Source organism: Polaromonas sp. LjRoot131 (genome assembly GCF_964252805.1).
GTDB lineage: Bacteria > Pseudomonadota > Gammaproteobacteria > Burkholderiales > Burkholderiaceae_C > Polaromonas.
On the sequence record NZ_CAXUPF020000003.1, the window covers coordinates 26,130 to 41,595 of the forward strand.

Annotated in this window: 15 protein-coding genes; all 15 read right to left on the reverse strand. The window is 64.3% G+C overall.

The genetic code is table 11. The features are described from left to right. The 15 genes from ACSQ27_RS14835 to ACSQ27_RS14905 all read right to left on the reverse strand — a co-directional run bounded on the left by ACSQ27_RS14835 (position 1) and on the right by ACSQ27_RS14905 (position 15,413). Positions 1-1,956 (reverse strand): polysaccharide biosynthesis protein, encoded by a 1,956-nt coding sequence (locus ACSQ27_RS14835; protein WP_436156271.1) that lies wholly within the window; start codon positions 1,954-1,956, stop codon positions 1-3. Between the two features lie 30 nt (positions 1,957-1,986). After that, positions 1,987-2,547, reverse strand: a complete 561-nt coding sequence (locus ACSQ27_RS14840) for a sugar transferase (protein ID WP_436156272.1) — start codon at positions 2,545-2,547, stop codon at positions 1,987-1,989. Between the two features lie 222 nt (positions 2,548-2,769). Beyond that, on the reverse strand, positions 2,770-4,236 hold the full coding sequence (locus ACSQ27_RS14845; protein ID WP_436156273.1) for an aminotransferase class I/II-fold pyridoxal phosphate-dependent enzyme: 1,467 nt from the start codon (positions 4,234-4,236) through the stop codon (positions 2,770-2,772). Position 4,237: 1 nt separating this feature from the next. Continuing rightward, positions 4,238-4,870, reverse strand: a complete 633-nt coding sequence (locus ACSQ27_RS14850; protein ID WP_436156274.1) for an acetyltransferase — start codon at positions 4,868-4,870, stop codon at positions 4,238-4,240. After that, on the reverse strand, positions 4,860-5,993 hold the full coding sequence (gene neuC, locus ACSQ27_RS14855; protein ID WP_436156275.1) for a UDP-N-acetylglucosamine 2-epimerase: 1,134 nt from the start codon (positions 5,991-5,993) through the stop codon (positions 4,860-4,862). The genes ACSQ27_RS14850 and neuC overlap by 11 nt, the downstream gene beginning before the upstream one ends. Beyond that, positions 5,990-7,021, reverse strand: coding sequence for an N-acetylneuraminate synthase (gene neuB, locus ACSQ27_RS14860; protein ID WP_436156276.1), 1,032 nt, complete (start codon positions 7,019-7,021; stop codon positions 5,990-5,992). The genes neuC and neuB overlap by 4 nt, the downstream gene beginning before the upstream one ends. A gap of 11 nt (positions 7,022-7,032) precedes the next feature. Beyond that, the gene (locus tag ACSQ27_RS14865; RefSeq protein WP_436156277.1) at positions 7,033-7,851 is read right to left on the reverse strand and encodes an SDR family oxidoreductase; all 819 of its coding nucleotides are present in this window, start codon (positions 7,849-7,851) and stop codon (positions 7,033-7,035) included. 3 nt (positions 7,852-7,854) lie between these two features. Continuing rightward, entirely contained in the window at positions 7,855-8,568 is a 714-nt protein-coding gene (locus tag ACSQ27_RS14870) for a cytidylyltransferase domain-containing protein (protein ID WP_436156278.1), read from the reverse strand. 1 nt (position 8,569) lies between these two features. After that, entirely contained in the window at positions 8,570-9,619 is a 1,050-nt protein-coding gene (locus ACSQ27_RS14875) for a Gfo/Idh/MocA family protein (RefSeq protein ID WP_436156279.1), read from the reverse strand. A gap of 1 nt (position 9,620) precedes the next feature. Then, entirely contained in the window at positions 9,621-10,268 is a 648-nt protein-coding gene (hisH, locus tag ACSQ27_RS14880; protein ID WP_436156280.1) for an imidazole glycerol phosphate synthase subunit HisH, read from the reverse strand. Beyond that, positions 10,265-11,032 carry an imidazole glycerol phosphate synthase subunit HisF gene (hisF, locus tag ACSQ27_RS14885; protein ID WP_436156281.1) on the reverse strand — a complete coding sequence of 256 codons (768 nt, stop codon included), beginning with the start codon at positions 11,030-11,032 and terminating at the stop codon, positions 10,265-10,267. Before hisF ends, hisH begins: the two co-directional genes overlap by 4 nt. After that, complete coding sequence (locus tag ACSQ27_RS14890) at positions 11,025-12,344, reverse strand: N-acetyl sugar amidotransferase (protein ID WP_436156282.1); 1,320 nt, start codon at positions 12,342-12,344, stop codon at positions 11,025-11,027. The genes hisF and ACSQ27_RS14890 overlap by 8 nt, the downstream gene beginning before the upstream one ends. Positions 12,345-12,420: 76 nt before the next feature. Beyond that, the gene (wecB, locus tag ACSQ27_RS14895; RefSeq protein ID WP_436156283.1) at positions 12,421-13,545 is read right to left on the reverse strand and encodes a non-hydrolyzing UDP-N-acetylglucosamine 2-epimerase; all 1,125 of its coding nucleotides are present in this window, start codon (positions 13,543-13,545) and stop codon (positions 12,421-12,423) included. After that, positions 13,538-14,548, reverse strand: a complete 1,011-nt coding sequence (locus ACSQ27_RS14900) for a polysaccharide biosynthesis protein (RefSeq protein ID WP_436156284.1) — start codon at positions 14,546-14,548, stop codon at positions 13,538-13,540. The genes wecB and ACSQ27_RS14900 overlap by 8 nt, the downstream gene beginning before the upstream one ends. Then, positions 14,541-15,413: a dTDP-4-dehydrorhamnose reductase family protein gene (locus tag ACSQ27_RS14905; protein WP_436156285.1), complete on the reverse strand. Its 873-nt coding sequence runs from the start codon at positions 15,411-15,413 to the stop codon at positions 14,541-14,543. The genes ACSQ27_RS14900 and ACSQ27_RS14905 overlap by 8 nt, the downstream gene beginning before the upstream one ends. Between the last annotated feature and the right edge of the window lie 53 nt (positions 15,414-15,466).

Sequence of the window (15,466 nt, forward strand, 5' to 3'; positions counted from 1 at the left end):
TTAAAGGCTTGCCAGGCCGACGAGGTCGCTGTCCTGGGCGTCGGGCGTGAACCCGCTGACGTGCTTGAGCAGCAGTATCCGCAAGGTGGCGGTGTCGTTGGCTTTCACCGCCTGCTTGAGCAGTTCCAGGTCTCCGCGGAAATCCGCCCAGGGCACAAACTCTTCGTGCGCCTTGAGAATGCGGGGATGCAGCGTCGCGACGGGGTTGTCGCCGATCAGCAGTTCTTCATACAGCTTTTCGCCGGGGCGCAAACCGGTGACTTCGATGGCGATGTCGCCGTCGGGGCGGGTTTCGTCGCGCACCGTGAAGCCGGAGAGCTTCACCATGCGGCGTGCCAGGTCGATGATGCGCACCGGCTGGCCCATGTCCAGCACATAGACTTCGCCGCCTTCGGCCATGGCGCCCGCCTGCAGCACGAGCTGGGCGGCCTCGGGAATGGTCATGAAATAGCGCGTCACGTCGGCATGGGTCAGGGTGATCGGGCCGCCGCCTTCAATCTGGCGCCGAAACAGCGGCACGACGCTGCCGCTGCTGCCCAGGACGTTGCCGAAGCGGACCATGGCAAAGCGCGTGCGGTTGCTCACGGCCGGGGCTCCGGGGCCGAAACTCGGGGCCGGCGCCGCCGAGAGCGCCTGCAGCACCATCTCGGCGAGGCGCTTGCTGGCTCCCATGACGTTGGTGGGCCGCACGGCCTTGTCGGTGGAGACCAGCACAAAATGGCTGACGCCGCTTTCCATCGCGGCGCGCGCCGTGTTGAGCGTGCCCAGCACATTGTTGGCGACGCCTTCGGCCGGGTTGTGCTCGACGAGCGGCACGTGTTTGTAGGCGGCCGCGTGGTAGACCGTATGCGGCTGGTAGGCCCGGCAGATTTCCTGCATGCGGCCGTAGTCGCGGACATTGGCCAGCAAGGGCGCCAGCTCCACGGTGGCTCCCTCGCGGTCCGCGATGTGCTGGCACAGTTTCTCGAGTTCCTGGTGGATGCTGTAGAGCCCGAATTCGCTGTGTTCGACAAGAATCAGGCGCGCGGGCTTTTCCTGCAGGATCTGGCGGCACAGCTCGCTGCCGATGCTGCCGGCGGCGCCGGTCACCAGCACCACCTTGCCGAAAAGATTGCGGGCCAGCAGGGCGCGGTCGGGCGGCACCGCATCGCGGCCCAGCAAGTCCTCCACGTCGAGATCCTTGATGTCCGCCAGCGCGACGCGGCCGTGGGCCAGGTCGGTCAGGCCCGGCAGGGAGCGAACGTGGACCGGCAGCGGCTGCAGCTCATTGAGTATCTCGTTACGGCGTGTGCGGGTGATGGAGGGCAGGGCCAGCAGGATGTCGGTGATGCCGTGTGCACTCACGACGGCGTTCAGGTTTGCCGGTGCGTACACCGGCACGCGGTTGATGGTCAGTCCCTGCAGCGAGGGGCTGTCATCCACAAAGCCGAGCAGCTTGAATTCGTGTGAGGTCGCGATGGCATTGGCGATCTGGACACCGGCGGAGCCCGCGCCGTAAATCAGCAGGCGGCTGACGGGCGTGCTGCGGCGCTGGCCGGCGGAGAGGCTGCTCAGCCACTGCCGCGCCACGGCGCGGCTTCCGCCGACCATGACCATCAGGATCAGCGGCTGCAGCAGCCCGATGGAACGCGGCACGTCCGGCCATCCCGCCAATAAAAGCACGCCGAAGAACAGGACGGCGTACAGCGATACGGCGACGGCCAGGGCCCGCAATGCGGCCATGCCGCTGTGGCGGAACACGGCCCGGTAAAGGCCGTTGCGCCAGAAGATCGGCGCCGCTAGCAGCGGGGCGAGTGCATAGGGCCACCACTGGTGCGGGCTGAAGGGCCAGTGCAATGCGTCCAGGCGCAATGAGTAGGCGGCCCATACCGCGACAACACCCATCACGGCGTCGGCGAGCAGCACCACCATTTGCTTGACGCGCCGCGGCTGGTTCAGGAGTTTATTTCTTATCATGAGGTCTGATACAAAACAGGGAGGCCGCCCTCAGTGTGAAACACCTTCGCGGCGAAGTACTTTCACGGCTGTCAGCCACAGTATGCGAATGTCGAGCCACAGCGACCGGCGGCGCAGGTATTCGGCATCCAGCGCGACTTTTTCGGGAATCGGCAGTTCGTCGCGGCCGTTGATCTGCGCCCAGCCCGTGAGCCCCGGCACCAGTGCGTCTACGCCTTGCGCCGTGCGCAGGGCGATCAAATCGGCCTGGTTGAACAGGGCCGGCCTGGGCCCGACGAAACTCATGTCGCCGACCAGGATGCTCCAGAGCTGCGGCAATTCATCAAGGCTGCTCTTGCGCAGGAAAGGCCCGATCGGCGTCAAGTGGGCTTCCGGGTTGGCCAGCAAATGCGTGGCGACGGCGGGCGTGCCCACGCGCATGCTCCGGAACTTGGGCATCCGGAAGATCTCGTTGCGGCGGCCGACGCGGTCGGACCAGTAGAGGGCCGGGCCGGGCGATGTCAGGCGAACGAGCGCCGCCACCGCCAGGATGGGCAGGGCCAGGATACAAGCCAGAAGTATGGCAAACGCCAGGTCAAACACTCGCTTCAAGAAAAACATCCAAAAAAGTTCTGCACGAAGCCGTTTTCCGATGAGTGCTCATCCCCCGTCAGCGGGGCCTTCGGGCGTTAAGGACTCCTCGCGCCCAGACTACCCGGGCCCGGGTGTTGTGCACCAGCCCACGAAGCGGCTGAGGGATTATCGGCGAAAAGTCTCGCCGCAAGGGGGTGCGGCGGGGACGGGGGCAAGCCTTGCAAACAGCGGTCCGCGGGTTCAGCGCAGGATTTTCCGCACTGTCTCGACAATGCGTGCAATCTGCAATTCGCTCATGTTCGAGCCTGAAGGCAGGCATATGCCGTGCTCAAACAGGCGGTCCGACACGGATTTTTCGGGCTCCGGAAAGTACCGGCAATGCGCAAAAACCGGCTGCAGGTGCATGGGCTTCCAGAGGGGGCGCGCCTCGATGAGTTCTCCGGCCAGGCGTTTGGTGAGGTCCTGGCTGTTGATGCCGACTGCGGGGTCGATGACACAGGCGGTCAGCCAGTGGGTCGAGTAGCTCCACTCCGGCTCCGGCATCCACTGGATTTCGGGGACGCCTGCAAAAGCGTTCTTGTAGGCCTCAAAGACCGCGCGGCGCGCCGCGACGCGCTCGCCCAGCACCTTGAGCTGCCCGCGCCCCACGCCCGCAAGGATATTGCTCATGCGGTAGTTGTAGCCGATCTGGCTGTGCTGGTAGTGCGGCGCGGGGTCACGCGCCTGCGTGGCCAGGAAGCGGGCCTTGGCGATGAGCTCCTTGTCGTCGGAGACCAGCATGCCGCCCCCGGAGGTGGTGATGATCTTGTTCCCGTTGAAGGAATAGACGCCGAGCTTGCCAAAACTGCCGCTGGGCTTGCCTTTGTACAGCGCACCCAGTGATTCCGCGGCATCTTCGAGCACGGGGACATTGTGGGCGTTGCAGATGGCGACCAGGCGGTCCATGTCGGCGCTTTGGCCGTACAGGTCCACGACGATGACCGCTTTCGGCATCCAGCCTTCGCGTTTGGCCGTCTCGAAGGCGCTTTCAAGCGCCGCCGGGGACATGTTCCAGCTTTCCTCATCGGAGTCGATGAAGACCGGCTCGGCGCCCTGGTAAACGATGGGGTTGGCGCTGGCCGAGAAGGTCAGCGTCGAGCAAAAGACCTTGTCGCCCTCCTGCACGCCCAGCAGGATCAACCCGAGATGGATCGCCGCGGTTCCCGAAGACAGCGCGGCGGCATACTTGACACCCACCAGTTCGGCCAACTCCTGCTCGAATCCGTCGACATTGGGGCCCAGCGGCGCGATCCAGTTGGTGCGAAAGGCCTCTTCGACGAAGTCCCTTTCGGCGCTCCCCATGTGGGGTGTCGACAGCAGGATTTGCTCGTCGATCACCTTGCGGTCCAGGATTTCCACGACCCGGCCGGAATCATCCACCACGGGGAGGTGGTTGATGGCGTGGCGGTTCATCAGGTCGAGCGCTTCGCGCCTCGAGGCCCGCGTATTGATCACCTGCGACTGGATGGACGGCAGCGAGGCGATCGTGTCTTCCAGCTGTGCGCCGGCCAGTACCAGGCGGCGCAGGTCGCCGTCGGTGACGGTTCGCTCAAACAGGCCGTTCTTGTCGACCAGCAGCAGGATGCCCAGGCCGGCCTGGTCGAGGGTTGACAGCGCCTGGCGCAGCTTGGCATCACGCGTGATGGACACATTCTGGATATTCGTCACCTCAGCTCCTAGCCGTATTCCGGGCCGGAACGCCGACCCATGTTTCACCCGCATTGACGTTCGCGGTGACCACCGCTCCCGCGCCGATGACCGCGCCATCTCCCACAGACAGGCCCGGCAGTATTTTTGCGCCCGCGCCGACCAGCACGCCCGTGCCAATCGTGACGCCGCCACTGAGGGCCGCATTGGGCGCGATGTGCGAGAAGTCGCCCACCGTGCAGTCGTGGTCCACGACCGCGCCGTGATTGATGATAACGCTGCGCCCGAGGGAGGCGGCTGCCGCGACCACGGATTGTGCGGCCACGAATGAACCCTCCCCGATGCGCGCAAAACGCGAGACGCTGGACGCCGCATGGACGATAGACAGCGGAAGCGCCTTCATGTCGAGCAGCTCGGCGAAGAGCCGCCGGCGCGCCTGGCCGTTCCCGATGGCGAGATGAAAGCGCCGGCCCGCCATCTCCGCGGCGATCGCCGGAACCTCGATCAGGTATCCCAACAGCTTCTGCCCTTGCAGCTGCGGCGCGCCGTCCCGGACGCGGATATCGTACGCCGGGGCAGCGGAGGGCAGCAGCGCGTCCAGCACGACCTTGGCGTGCCCGCCGGCACCTATGAGGTAGAGCAGTTCAGTAGGCATTCGATTTCATCATCAGCGACGGATCAAGAGGGAGGGTCTCCAGCAGCCGGACAATGCGCTCGACGCTGTGGCCGTCCCCGTAAATGTTGTGGCGGTCGTAGCGGCCGTGCGCCAGGGCCTGCTCCACGGCTTTTTCGATGGCCGCCGGATCGACGGAGACATCGCTGACATTGGCATTGCGTTCGCGCAGGTTTTGCCGCGACCCGATGTTGATGACGGGCGTGCCGAAGGAGGCCGCCTCGATGATGCCCGCGCTGGAGTTGCCGATCATGAGGTCGGCCGCGGCCATCCACGACACAAACAGGTCCCGCGGGAAATGCGTCACGACCCGGACGTCGGCATGGGCGGCGCGTGCCTCGAGGGCCGCGCGGATCTGGTCGCTGCCGGCGTCCGAGTTCGGCTTCAAGGCCACCAGCTGGATCCCGCGCGCCAGCAGGGTGTCTATGATCCCGGCCGCGCCGGTCCCGGCGCTTTCCATTTCCTGCACCACGGGGTGGTAGACCATCAAGGCCACCGGCCGGCTTGGGTCCAGCGCCGCATCCTTGAGAAGTTTTTCCCGGCTGTGCAGCGCCAGCGCCTCTATGCCGTCCAGCCCCGGCGCGCCGGTCAGGTAGACGTTGGCGGCTTGCTCTCCCATGCGCACCAGCCGGTCGCGCGATCCGCCGGTCGACACGAAGTGGAAGTGCGAGAGTTTGGAAATCGCGTGGCGTATGGATTCGTCGATGGTGCCGGAGCGCTCGCCGCCGTGAATGTGCGCGACGGGAATGTTCAGGTGGAGGGCCGACAGGGCCGCCGCGAGCATTTCACCCCGGTCGCCCAGGACCAGGACCAGGTCGGGCTGGATGTCCAGGAAGGCATCGACGAAGCCGGTCACCATGCTTCCCAGGTTGCGCGCCATGGTGGCGCCGGTCGCGCTGCCGAAGTCAACGTCCACCACGGCATCGACCGGCAAACCGGCGGCCTTGATGTCGTTCACCGTGTTGCCGTACTTGTCCGAAAGATGCATGCCCGTCACCACCATCGACAGCGCCAGCGCCTGCGAATCGTGCAGCGCCGTCAGCGTGCTGCGCATCAGGCCGAAATCCGCCCGGGTGCCGGTGACGTAGCAAACCTTGCGTTTCATCGCAGGTCAGACCATTGAAGGGTGGCCCCGGCGGCGATGTCATGCGCGGCGTGTTTGCCGAGCACCTTGGGAAGTTCGCCCGGCGTAATGCCGGTGCCGGGCCGCAGCAGGACCACGTCCGCGGCGGTGATGGCCTGGCCGGCCTGCAGAGGTTTGGCCGCGGTAACGCTGCGCCGCACCAGCGAGCGGACCGGCAGTTCCGAGGCGGTGGGCTGTTTGATCGGGGAGCCCAGCGCGGCCTCGACGTCGCGGATCTGCCTGACCAGTTGCCCAAGCTCCTCGGGCGAGAGCGAGGCCTTGTGGTCCGGTCCGGGCATGGAGCGGTCCAGCGTGAAGTGTTTTTCGATGACCGTCGCGCCCAGGGCCACGGCGGCCGTGGAAACGGCCAGTCCCAGCGTGTGGTCTGAGTAGCCGACCGGCACGGCCAGTTCGGCGGCGATGCTCTGCATGGCGCGCAGGTTCACGTCGCTGCATTCGGCCGGGTAGTTGGAGGTGCAGTGCAATATCGTCAGCACGTCGGCCAGCGGTTCCGTGAATCCCGCGCCCTTGCGCGTGGCCGCAATGATTTCCACCGCGCGCCGGATTTCTTCCATGGACGCCATGCCGGTGGACACAATCAGCGGCACGCCCTTGGCGGCCAGAAAGGCCAGGAAAGGTTCGTTGGTGATTTCGCCGGAGGGCACCTTGATGCGTTTCATGCCCAGTGCCAGCAGGAAATCGGCGGCCGCCTCGTCGAAGGGCGTGGACATGAACTCAACGCCCATCTCGGCGCAGCGCGCGAAGAGCTTGCGGTGCAAGTCTTCCGACATCTCCAGCGCCTTCAGCATGGCGTGCTGGTTGCCGTCGCCGGTTTCCCGTTTCTGGTATTCGGCTTTTTCAGCGCCCGGCGCGACCAGCTTGTCCGCCGAGAAGCTCTGGAACTTGACGGCATCCGCGCCGCAGCGCGCCGCCGTGTCCACCAGATCCATCGCCAGCTTGGGGTCGCCGTTGTGGTTGACGCCGGCTTCCGCAATGATGAAGGTTTTCATGGGAGAGGTATTTACCATGCGGTCCACCCGCCGTCGACCATCAGGTTCTGCCCGGTCACCCACGCCGAGAGGTCGCTGGCGAAATAGGCAGCCGCGCCCTTGAAGTCTTCTTCATGGCCCATGCGGCGCATCGGGGTCCGTTCGATATATCGTTCCTGGAAGGCCGCGGGCTGGTTTCGCGCGATGCCGCCGGGGCTGATGCAGTTCACCCGGATGTCCGGTGCCAGCACCGTGGAAAGCCAGCGCGTGATCTGGACCAGGCCTCCCTTGCTGGCCGCATAGGCCGCGGGATTGCCCATGGCGGTCCCCTCATACAGCGCCAGGTCGGGGCCCACGACGCCATAGATGGAGCTCACGTTGATGATGGAGCCTTTGCCGCCGGCCTTCAGCAGGGGGGTGAGCACTTGCGAGAGGTGGAATGCGGCGGTGAGGTTGACTTCCACCGCGCGCCGCCAGGTGCTGATCTCCTGCTGTTCGAAGGGCACGACCCAGCCGGTCAGGGCGCTGTCGCCCACAAAACCGGCGTTGTTGACCAGGATGTCGGCGCGCCCGAATTTCTGCGTGACCCAGGCCGAAACGTTTTTCCGCTCGTCTTCCGATTCCAGGTCGATCAGCAGCTGTTCGACGGGCTGGTTCCATTTCGCGCGCAGCTGGCTGGCGGCTTTTTCCAGCGCCTCGGCATTGCGGTCCAGCAGGCAGACCGAGCAGCCCAGTTCGGACAAGGTGGATGCCATGGCCTGGCCCAGGTGTCCCGCGGCGCCGGTGATGACGGCGACGCGGCCCGACAGGTCCATCAGGCTTGATATCGGGCGTGGTTCTTCTGCTGCCATGGTCTAAACATTCCCGGTTTGCGAAGCCCTGATCTTTGCAATGGCCTCGGCCAGCATGAAATCGTAGGGCGTATCGATGTCCAATGCCCGTTCGGGCGGTATTTTCACGGTTTTGATGCGGCCTTCAAAAATCCCGTTGGCTTTCAGGACGAATGAAGGCCTCGCGGCATAGGCGACGGTCGTGATGTCATAGACGGCCGGCGCGTCCTGCCGGCGGGTGATGCTGGCGCCGGGCTTGATCACCAGGCCGGCGTAGCCTTCGGGGTCGAGTGCGACCATATTGAAGTAAGGGCTGCGGTCGGCATCCTTGACCGTGATCACGATGTCGGCGGCCGGGTCTTCCACCAGCGTCTGGATGCAGGATTCAACGTCCTGCCGGTTGCGAAAAGGCGAGGTCGGCGGCAGGCTGACGAACAGGTCAAACGCGCCCCTTTCCTTTTGCACCCATTCAATCGCATGGCGCCAGGCCAGCCATTCGGGGCTTGAATCGGCCGCCAGTTCCGCCGGCCTGATGAAGGGCACTTCGGCCCCGTATTCGCGGGCAGCGGCGGCAATCGCCGCGTCGTCGGTGGAGACAATCACCGTCTCTATGCCCGCGCATGCGCGCGCGACGGCGATCGAATGGGCAATCAGCGGTTTCCCGTCGAGCATCTTGATGTTCTTGCCGGGAACACCCTTGGAGCCGCCGCGGGCGAAGATGAAAGCTATTGTGCGCAATTCAGGTTCCTGCATATCCATGGACAGCGACGGCCGCGCCATGCGCCATCGACGCCCTGGCCGCCTCTACGATCGCCAGCACATCATAGCCCTGCACCCCGTCGCACAGGGCCGGCACCCGGCGGCGCGAGCAGTCCAGGAAGTGGCGCAGTTCATCGAGGTACATGCCGTTGCGATCCGCTTGCGCATGGCCGTCGATGTGCCGCCAGGCGCCTTCGGCGACGGAGTACACATCGATCCTGTCGGTGATGCCGTTCCAGACCAGGGTGCCCTGGTCGCCGATGAACTTGCAGCCGCGGGCCGGCGAGCGCTGGAGGAAATCCAGGTGGATGTTGACCAGGCGGGCGGGGCCCTCGTATTCGAGGCACAGCTCGGCCATGTCCTCGACGTCGATTTCCAGTTCGCTGTAGCGGCCGCCGCGGGCGCTGACGCGCGCCGGCATGCCGAACATCCAGTACAGGTAATCGATTTCGTGGCTGAGCTCCAGCAATGCGCCACCGCCAAGCTCCCGGCGGGCGGAAACATTTTCCTGGTAGCGCGTTCCAGGCCGCCAGTCCGGCAGGTACTGCCCGACTTCCGCGCGCACGCCGAGGACCCGGCCGATGGCGCCGGTGTCCAGCAGCCTTTTGCATTCCACCAGGGAGGGCAAAAAGCGCAGGTTGTAGCCGACCATCAGCGGTATGTCCGCCCGCGCGCAGGCAGCCAGCAAGGCGTCCAGGCCGGCGCTGGTGTGGGCCAGGGGTTTTTCCACCAGCAGGGCGATGCCGGCAGCCGCCAGCGCCATCGCGACCTCGAGGTGGATTGACGCGGGCCCGGCCACAATGGCCGCCGAAGGTGCGAACGCCAAGGCCTCCGGCAGGGAGAAAAACTGGTGATCGGCGCCGGCCGGCACCGCTGCGCCGCTGTCGGTGGCGTGCAGCCGCAACACGCCGATCCGGGCGTCGGGGCAAAGCTTCCTCAGGTTGGCCAGGTGCCGCCGGCCTATGCTGCCCAGGCTGACAATCAGGTATTTTTCGGAAGCGCCGGCCGGTGATGAGCGCGCCGCGGGCATATCAGAGGGCAAGAAAGCTGCGCACCATGGCCAATCCGGTCTCGCCGCTTCGCTCGGGATGAAACTGGGTGGCGACGATGTTGTCGCGCTTGACCGCCGCGCAGATGCGGTGCCCGCCGTACAGGCAGTCGGCAAGCCGGTCGCTGTCGCGCTCGGGGTAAGCCGCAAATGAGTGGACAAAGTACACGGCGGGCCGGGCGGCCTCGAACGGCTCCAGAAACGTGCCCTGCCAGGTCCGGCCGGTTTCGGGATGGACCAGGTGCCCCCAGCCGATATGGGGCACACGCTGCATCACGCCGGCGGTGGTGGTCTTGGGCACTTCCTTGACCCTGCCGGGCAACAGGCCCAGCCCCTTGTGCTCGCCGAACTCCTCGCTCACGTCAAACAGCATCTGCATGCCGACACAGATCCCGAACAGCGGGCGCGCCGATTCCGCATAGCGTTTGATTTCGTCGGCAAAGCCGCGCCGCGTCAGTTCGTTGATGCTGTCCTCGAAGGCGCCGACGCCCGGCACCACCAGGCGCTCCGCGCCGGCGATTTCCGCGGGGTTTTCAGTGACGTGCACGTCGGCGCCGCAGTGCTGGAATGCCCGGGCCACGTTGAGCAGATTGCCCACGCCGTAGTCGGCGATGGTGATTTTGACGGTCATGCTTGAACATCCCTTACATTCAGGCCCGCCTTCAGCGCCGCCGCCCGGATGTCCGGCAGGGTCAGCCGTTTGTAATGCAGCACGTCGGCCATGGCCACCGCATCCGCTCCTCCCGACTTGGCCGCATCGATCAGGTGCTCGATTGTTCCCATCCCGCCGCTGGCGATCACAGGAACGGGGACGGCCTCGCTGATCTGGCGTATCAGATCGACTTCAAAGCCTTTGCGCGTTCCTTCGCGGTCGACGGAGGTCAGGAGAATCTCCCCGGCGCCGAGCTCCACGCCCTTGCGTGCCCATTCAATGACGTCAAGGCCGGTGCGTTCGCGGCCGTTGTCGGTATAGGCTTCCCACTTGCCGGGGGCGGTCGACTTCGCTTCGATCGACAGCACCATGGCCTGCGAGCCGAAACGGCGCGACACCTTGGTGATCAGGCCGGGGTCGGCCACGGCGGCGGTATTGATGGCCACCTTGTCGGCGCCGGAGCGCAGGATGTGGCGGGCGTCGTCGACGGAGCGAATGCCGCCGCCGACCGTGATCGGAATGTAGACCTGGTCCGCGGCGCGGCGAATGATGTCGCTGAGGTTGTTGCGCCCGTACAGGCTGGCCACGATGTCCATGTAGACGAGTTCGTCGGCGCCGGCTTCGTAGTAGCGCAAGGCGAACTCCTGCGGGTCGCCCATGACGCGCAGGCCTTCCAGCCGGATCCCTTTGATCAGGTTGGGGCCCTTGATGTCCAGGCGGGGAATCAGGCGGACATTACCCATGCCACACCGCATGCCGTAGTTTCCACTGCCCGTCTTCCCATTTCCAGAGATGGGGCGAGCGGAAGGTGTCCGCCAGCTTCATGAAGTACTCCCTGTCCAGCACGGGCTGCTCGAACATCGCGCTGGCCGCTTCCCCGAATTCCTTGGCCGGGATGCTGAGGTAGCGGAATATCTCGTCGGCAAAACGTTCCGGGAATTCGTGGTCAAAACGCTTGACCAGCGCGACCCCTTCTTCGCGTGTGATGTCGCCCGAGCGTATTTCCTGGGCCGCGTCATAGGTGGCGCGGCCGAGGCCGAACTTCACGCCGGTCGTGTAATAGTGGAAATCGTCGATGCGGTCGTCAATGCTGTTGTACTTGCTGTAGGTGCCCGGGGTGCGCTCGGGAGAGGCCTCAAAGCCGCCGTGCTCGACCGCATAGTAGTAGCAGCTCTGGGGATGCCACTTGAGGTAGTAACCCAGGTAATGCACTTCGATTTTCTGCTCTTCGATCTGGTTCGGGTCGGCCGGCAGGTAGGGCAGCAGGTCCTGGTGTTCCACGCCGAAGTGCTGCTTGAGGTCCGGCACGGTGACGCCGCCGAGGCTGACCTTGGACTGGTCCGCCGCGGTGAAGTAGGACCAGTCGCGCTTGGCCGTTTCGGTGTCACCGATCGGGTTGCCGTATTCCGCTTCGTTTTCGCCGTAGAAAACCAGGGGGATCTTGTGCAGCAAAGCCATTTTCGGCGCCAGCGCCTTCTGGCCGAACATGAAGGCCTGGAAGGGATGGAACAGGTTGTCCACCGCCAGGCGCGTCAGCAGCCGGTGCACGCGCCCGTTGGGCGTCATCAGCAGGTTGTCATGGCCCGCGTGGATCCAGCTCTGGAAGTTCTTCCATCCCCAGTCGGTGTAAACGTGCGGCGCCCAGGTCACCGTCAGCGGATGCATGCCGTATTTCGTGCGCAGGATGTGGGAGGCGTAAAAGCTGTCCTTGCCCCCGGAGCCCGGCACGATGCAGTCGTAGCTGCCGTCGGTGCTGCGGTGGCGGTTGCACAGCTCGACCAGGTTGCGCTCCCGCTCTTCCCAGTCGATGGTGGCCTTCTTTTTCTCCGCGAAGTTGCAGGCGTCGCAAACGCCGTGCTCGTCGAAGTGGATGGTTTTCTTCTTCGAGTCTTTGGTGTGGGTGTATTCAACCGCCGAATTTGGGCGCTGGTTGGAGATCACGCATTTCACGCAAAACTGGACATCCTCGGGCAGTCCATATTTCGTCTTGAGGTGGCCATCTTCACCGGTAAAGTCCGCTTTGACGATATCTTTGGGGTAAGGAATCTTTTCCATGGTTCTCTCAATCTGAAAATTTCAATTCTGGTTGCGTTGCTTCACAGGCGCGGACGGACGGGCTTGCAAGGGCTCGTTACCGTGACCACACCGTGCGGTTCACGTAGTCGGTATAGCTGAGCACAATCCTGGCCACCTGCTTGGATACCGCGCCGCCCTGGTAGTCGGGCACCACGGCCATCACGCGGTTCTCGCGGTCGTGCTGGCTCGTGACAACGCGGATCGCATCCAGCACGCGGTCCTTCTTCAGGCCGCTCATGACCAGCGTGCCCTGGTCCATGCCTTCGGGCCTCTCGTGGGCGTTCCGGATTGTAATTGCCGGCAGGTTCAGCAGCGACGCTTCCTCGGTGATCGTGCCGCTGTCCGAAAGGACGCAGAAAGCCGCCATCTGCAGGTGGATGTAGTCGAGCAGGCCGAAAGGTTTGGAAAACCGGATCAGGGGATGCTCCAGCGATCTTCCCAGGGCTTCCAGCCGTTTGCGCGTGCGCGGATGGGTGGAGACGATCACCGGGTACTGGTAGGTGTCCGCCAGCGCATGCAGGGTGTCCAGGAAATCGACGAGGTTTTCCGCCGTGTCGACGTTTTCCTCGCGGTGCGCGCTCACGATGAAAAATTTGTCTTTCGTGAGCTTCTCGCGCGCCAGCACCGTGGAGGCCAGGATGCCGGGCATGTAATGTGCCAGCACCTCTTCCATGTGGGAGCCGGTCTTGATGATGGTCTCCGGGCGAATGCCCTCCGCCAGCAGGTACCTGCGGGCGTGTTCGGTCAGCACCAGGTTGATGTCGCTCAGGTGGTCGAGCACCTTGCGGTTGAGCTCCTCCGGGACCCGCTGGTCGAAGCAGCGGTTGCCGGCCTCCATGTGGAACACGGGAATCTTCCGGCGCTTGGCCGCGATCACCGCCAGGCAGGTATTGGTGTCGCCGTACAAAAGCAGCGCGTCGGGCTTCTCGGCGGCGAAGACCGCGTCCGCCTTGGCGATGATCTCCGAGATCATCTGCGCGGGCGTCTCGCCGCTTGCCTCGAGAAAATGGTCGGGCTTGCGGATGCCGAGCTCGTCGAAGAAGACCTGGTTCAGCTCATAGTCGTAGTTTTGCCCCGAATGCACCAGGATGTGCTCGACCTGCTTGTCGAGCTCCGCGATGACGCGGCTCATCTTGATCAGTTCGGGCCGGGTGCCGACCAGCGTCATGACTTTAAGCACCGAGCATCTCCTGGATGTAGCTGAGCTTCAGCAGCACCGACTTGATCTGCGGCACGTCCAGCCGCTCGGTGTTGTGCGAGGTGTAGTCGTCCAGGTCGGAGATGTTCTGCTCGCCCTCGACAAAGTATTTCTTGTAGTTGAGGTCGCGGTTGTCCGCCGGGATCCGGTAATAGCGGCCCATGTCTTCGGCCTTGGCCATTTCTTCCCGGGAGATCAGCGATTCATAGAGCTTTTCGCCGTGGCGGGTGCCGATGATGTTCACCGGCGCCTCGCGGCCGAAAAGCTCCTGCAGCGCCTGGGCCAGGTCGGCGACCGTGGAGGCCGGGGACTTCTGGATGAAAATGTCGCCTTGCTGGGCGTGTTCAAAGGCATGCAGGACCAGGTCGACCGAATCCTCGAGCGACATCAGGAAGCGGGTCATCTTCGGGTCGGTCAGGGTCAGCGGCTGGCCGGAGCGCAGCTGGTTCACGAACAGCGGGATGACCGAGCCCCTGGAGGCCATCACATTGCCGTAGCGCGTGGCGCAAATGACCGGCCCGGATTCGGGAATCATGCGGGAGCGCGCCACCATGAGCTTTTCCGCCATGGCCTTGGAGATGCCCATGGCGTTTATCGGATAGACGGCCTTGTCGGTGCTCAGCACCACCACCCGCTTCACGCCGGAGGCGATGGCGGCATTCAGGACGTTTTCGGTGCCGAGCACGTTGGTCCGCACGGCTTCCATGGGGTAGAACTCGCACGAAGGCACCTGCTTGAGCGCCGCGGCGTGAAACACATAGTCGACGCCGACCATGGCTTGCGTGAGGCTTTCGCATGAGCGCACGTCGCCGATGTAGAACTTGACCTTGTCGTTGCCCAGCTCGATCCGCATGTCCTCCTGCTTCTTCTCGTCGCGGCTGAAAACCCGGATCTCTTTCACGTCCGTGGCGAGAAAGCGCTTCAGCACGGTATTGCCGAAAGACCCGGTTCCACCGGTGATCAGGAGAACCTTGTTGTCAAACATGGGTGGATACCTCGTAGCGGTGCATGGTTTCAACGAGTTCGGGCCACGCGGGCGGCGCGTAGCCGGTGGCGGCGTTGAAACGCTGCGCATTCAATGAACGGTCTATCACCAGGTTTGAATCCGGGGTGATGTCTATTTTTTTTCCGTAAGCGGCGGCGACCATGGTGAGGAGCTCGTATTTGTTGATGGGGGACGAGGCCACGTGGTAGAGGCCGTGCAGGTCGGCTCTCGGCAGGACGACGTCCCGGATGAGGCGGGCCAGTTCCACGGTGGGCAGGCCTGAGAAAATCGCCCGGTTATAGCCTTTGCACGTGCCCTGCTGCTGCAGGAACCAGCCGATCAGGCCGTTGGCGCCCGCCAGCTCGTGTCCGATGATGGAGGTCCTCAATGTGACGGCGTGCGGATAGTCCACTTCCCCCAGCAGCTTGGAGCGGCCGTACAGGTCCTCGGCGTCGGGGGCATCGCTCTCCAGGTAGCCGCCTTTTTTTCCCGAAAAAACGCAGTCGGTGCTGATGTGCACCAGCCGCGCGCCCGCCAGGCCGCACAGGCGCGCGATGCGGTGCGGCAGCAGGGCGTTGACCGGGATGGCGCTGAGCGCATCGCCGGCGTGCGACAGTTGTTTGATCAGGCCGATGCAGTTGATCACGACCTGCGGCCGCACGGTCTGGAACAGCTGGATCAGCGAATCGGGGTTTTCGACGTCCCCGCCCACCACCAGGTGCTTGCGCAGCTTCTCGGGAAACAAGGCCTTGCTGGCGTTGGACCGGATGGCGCCGACGAGCTGGTGCGCGCCGGATTCCGCGAAAACCCGCAGGGCGGCGCTGCCCAGCATTCCGCTTGCGCCAAGAATCAGTACTGTGCTCATCGATGGTCTGGGTGTTCCCGCCTCAAAAAATGAGGAAGGCGGTGAATATGATC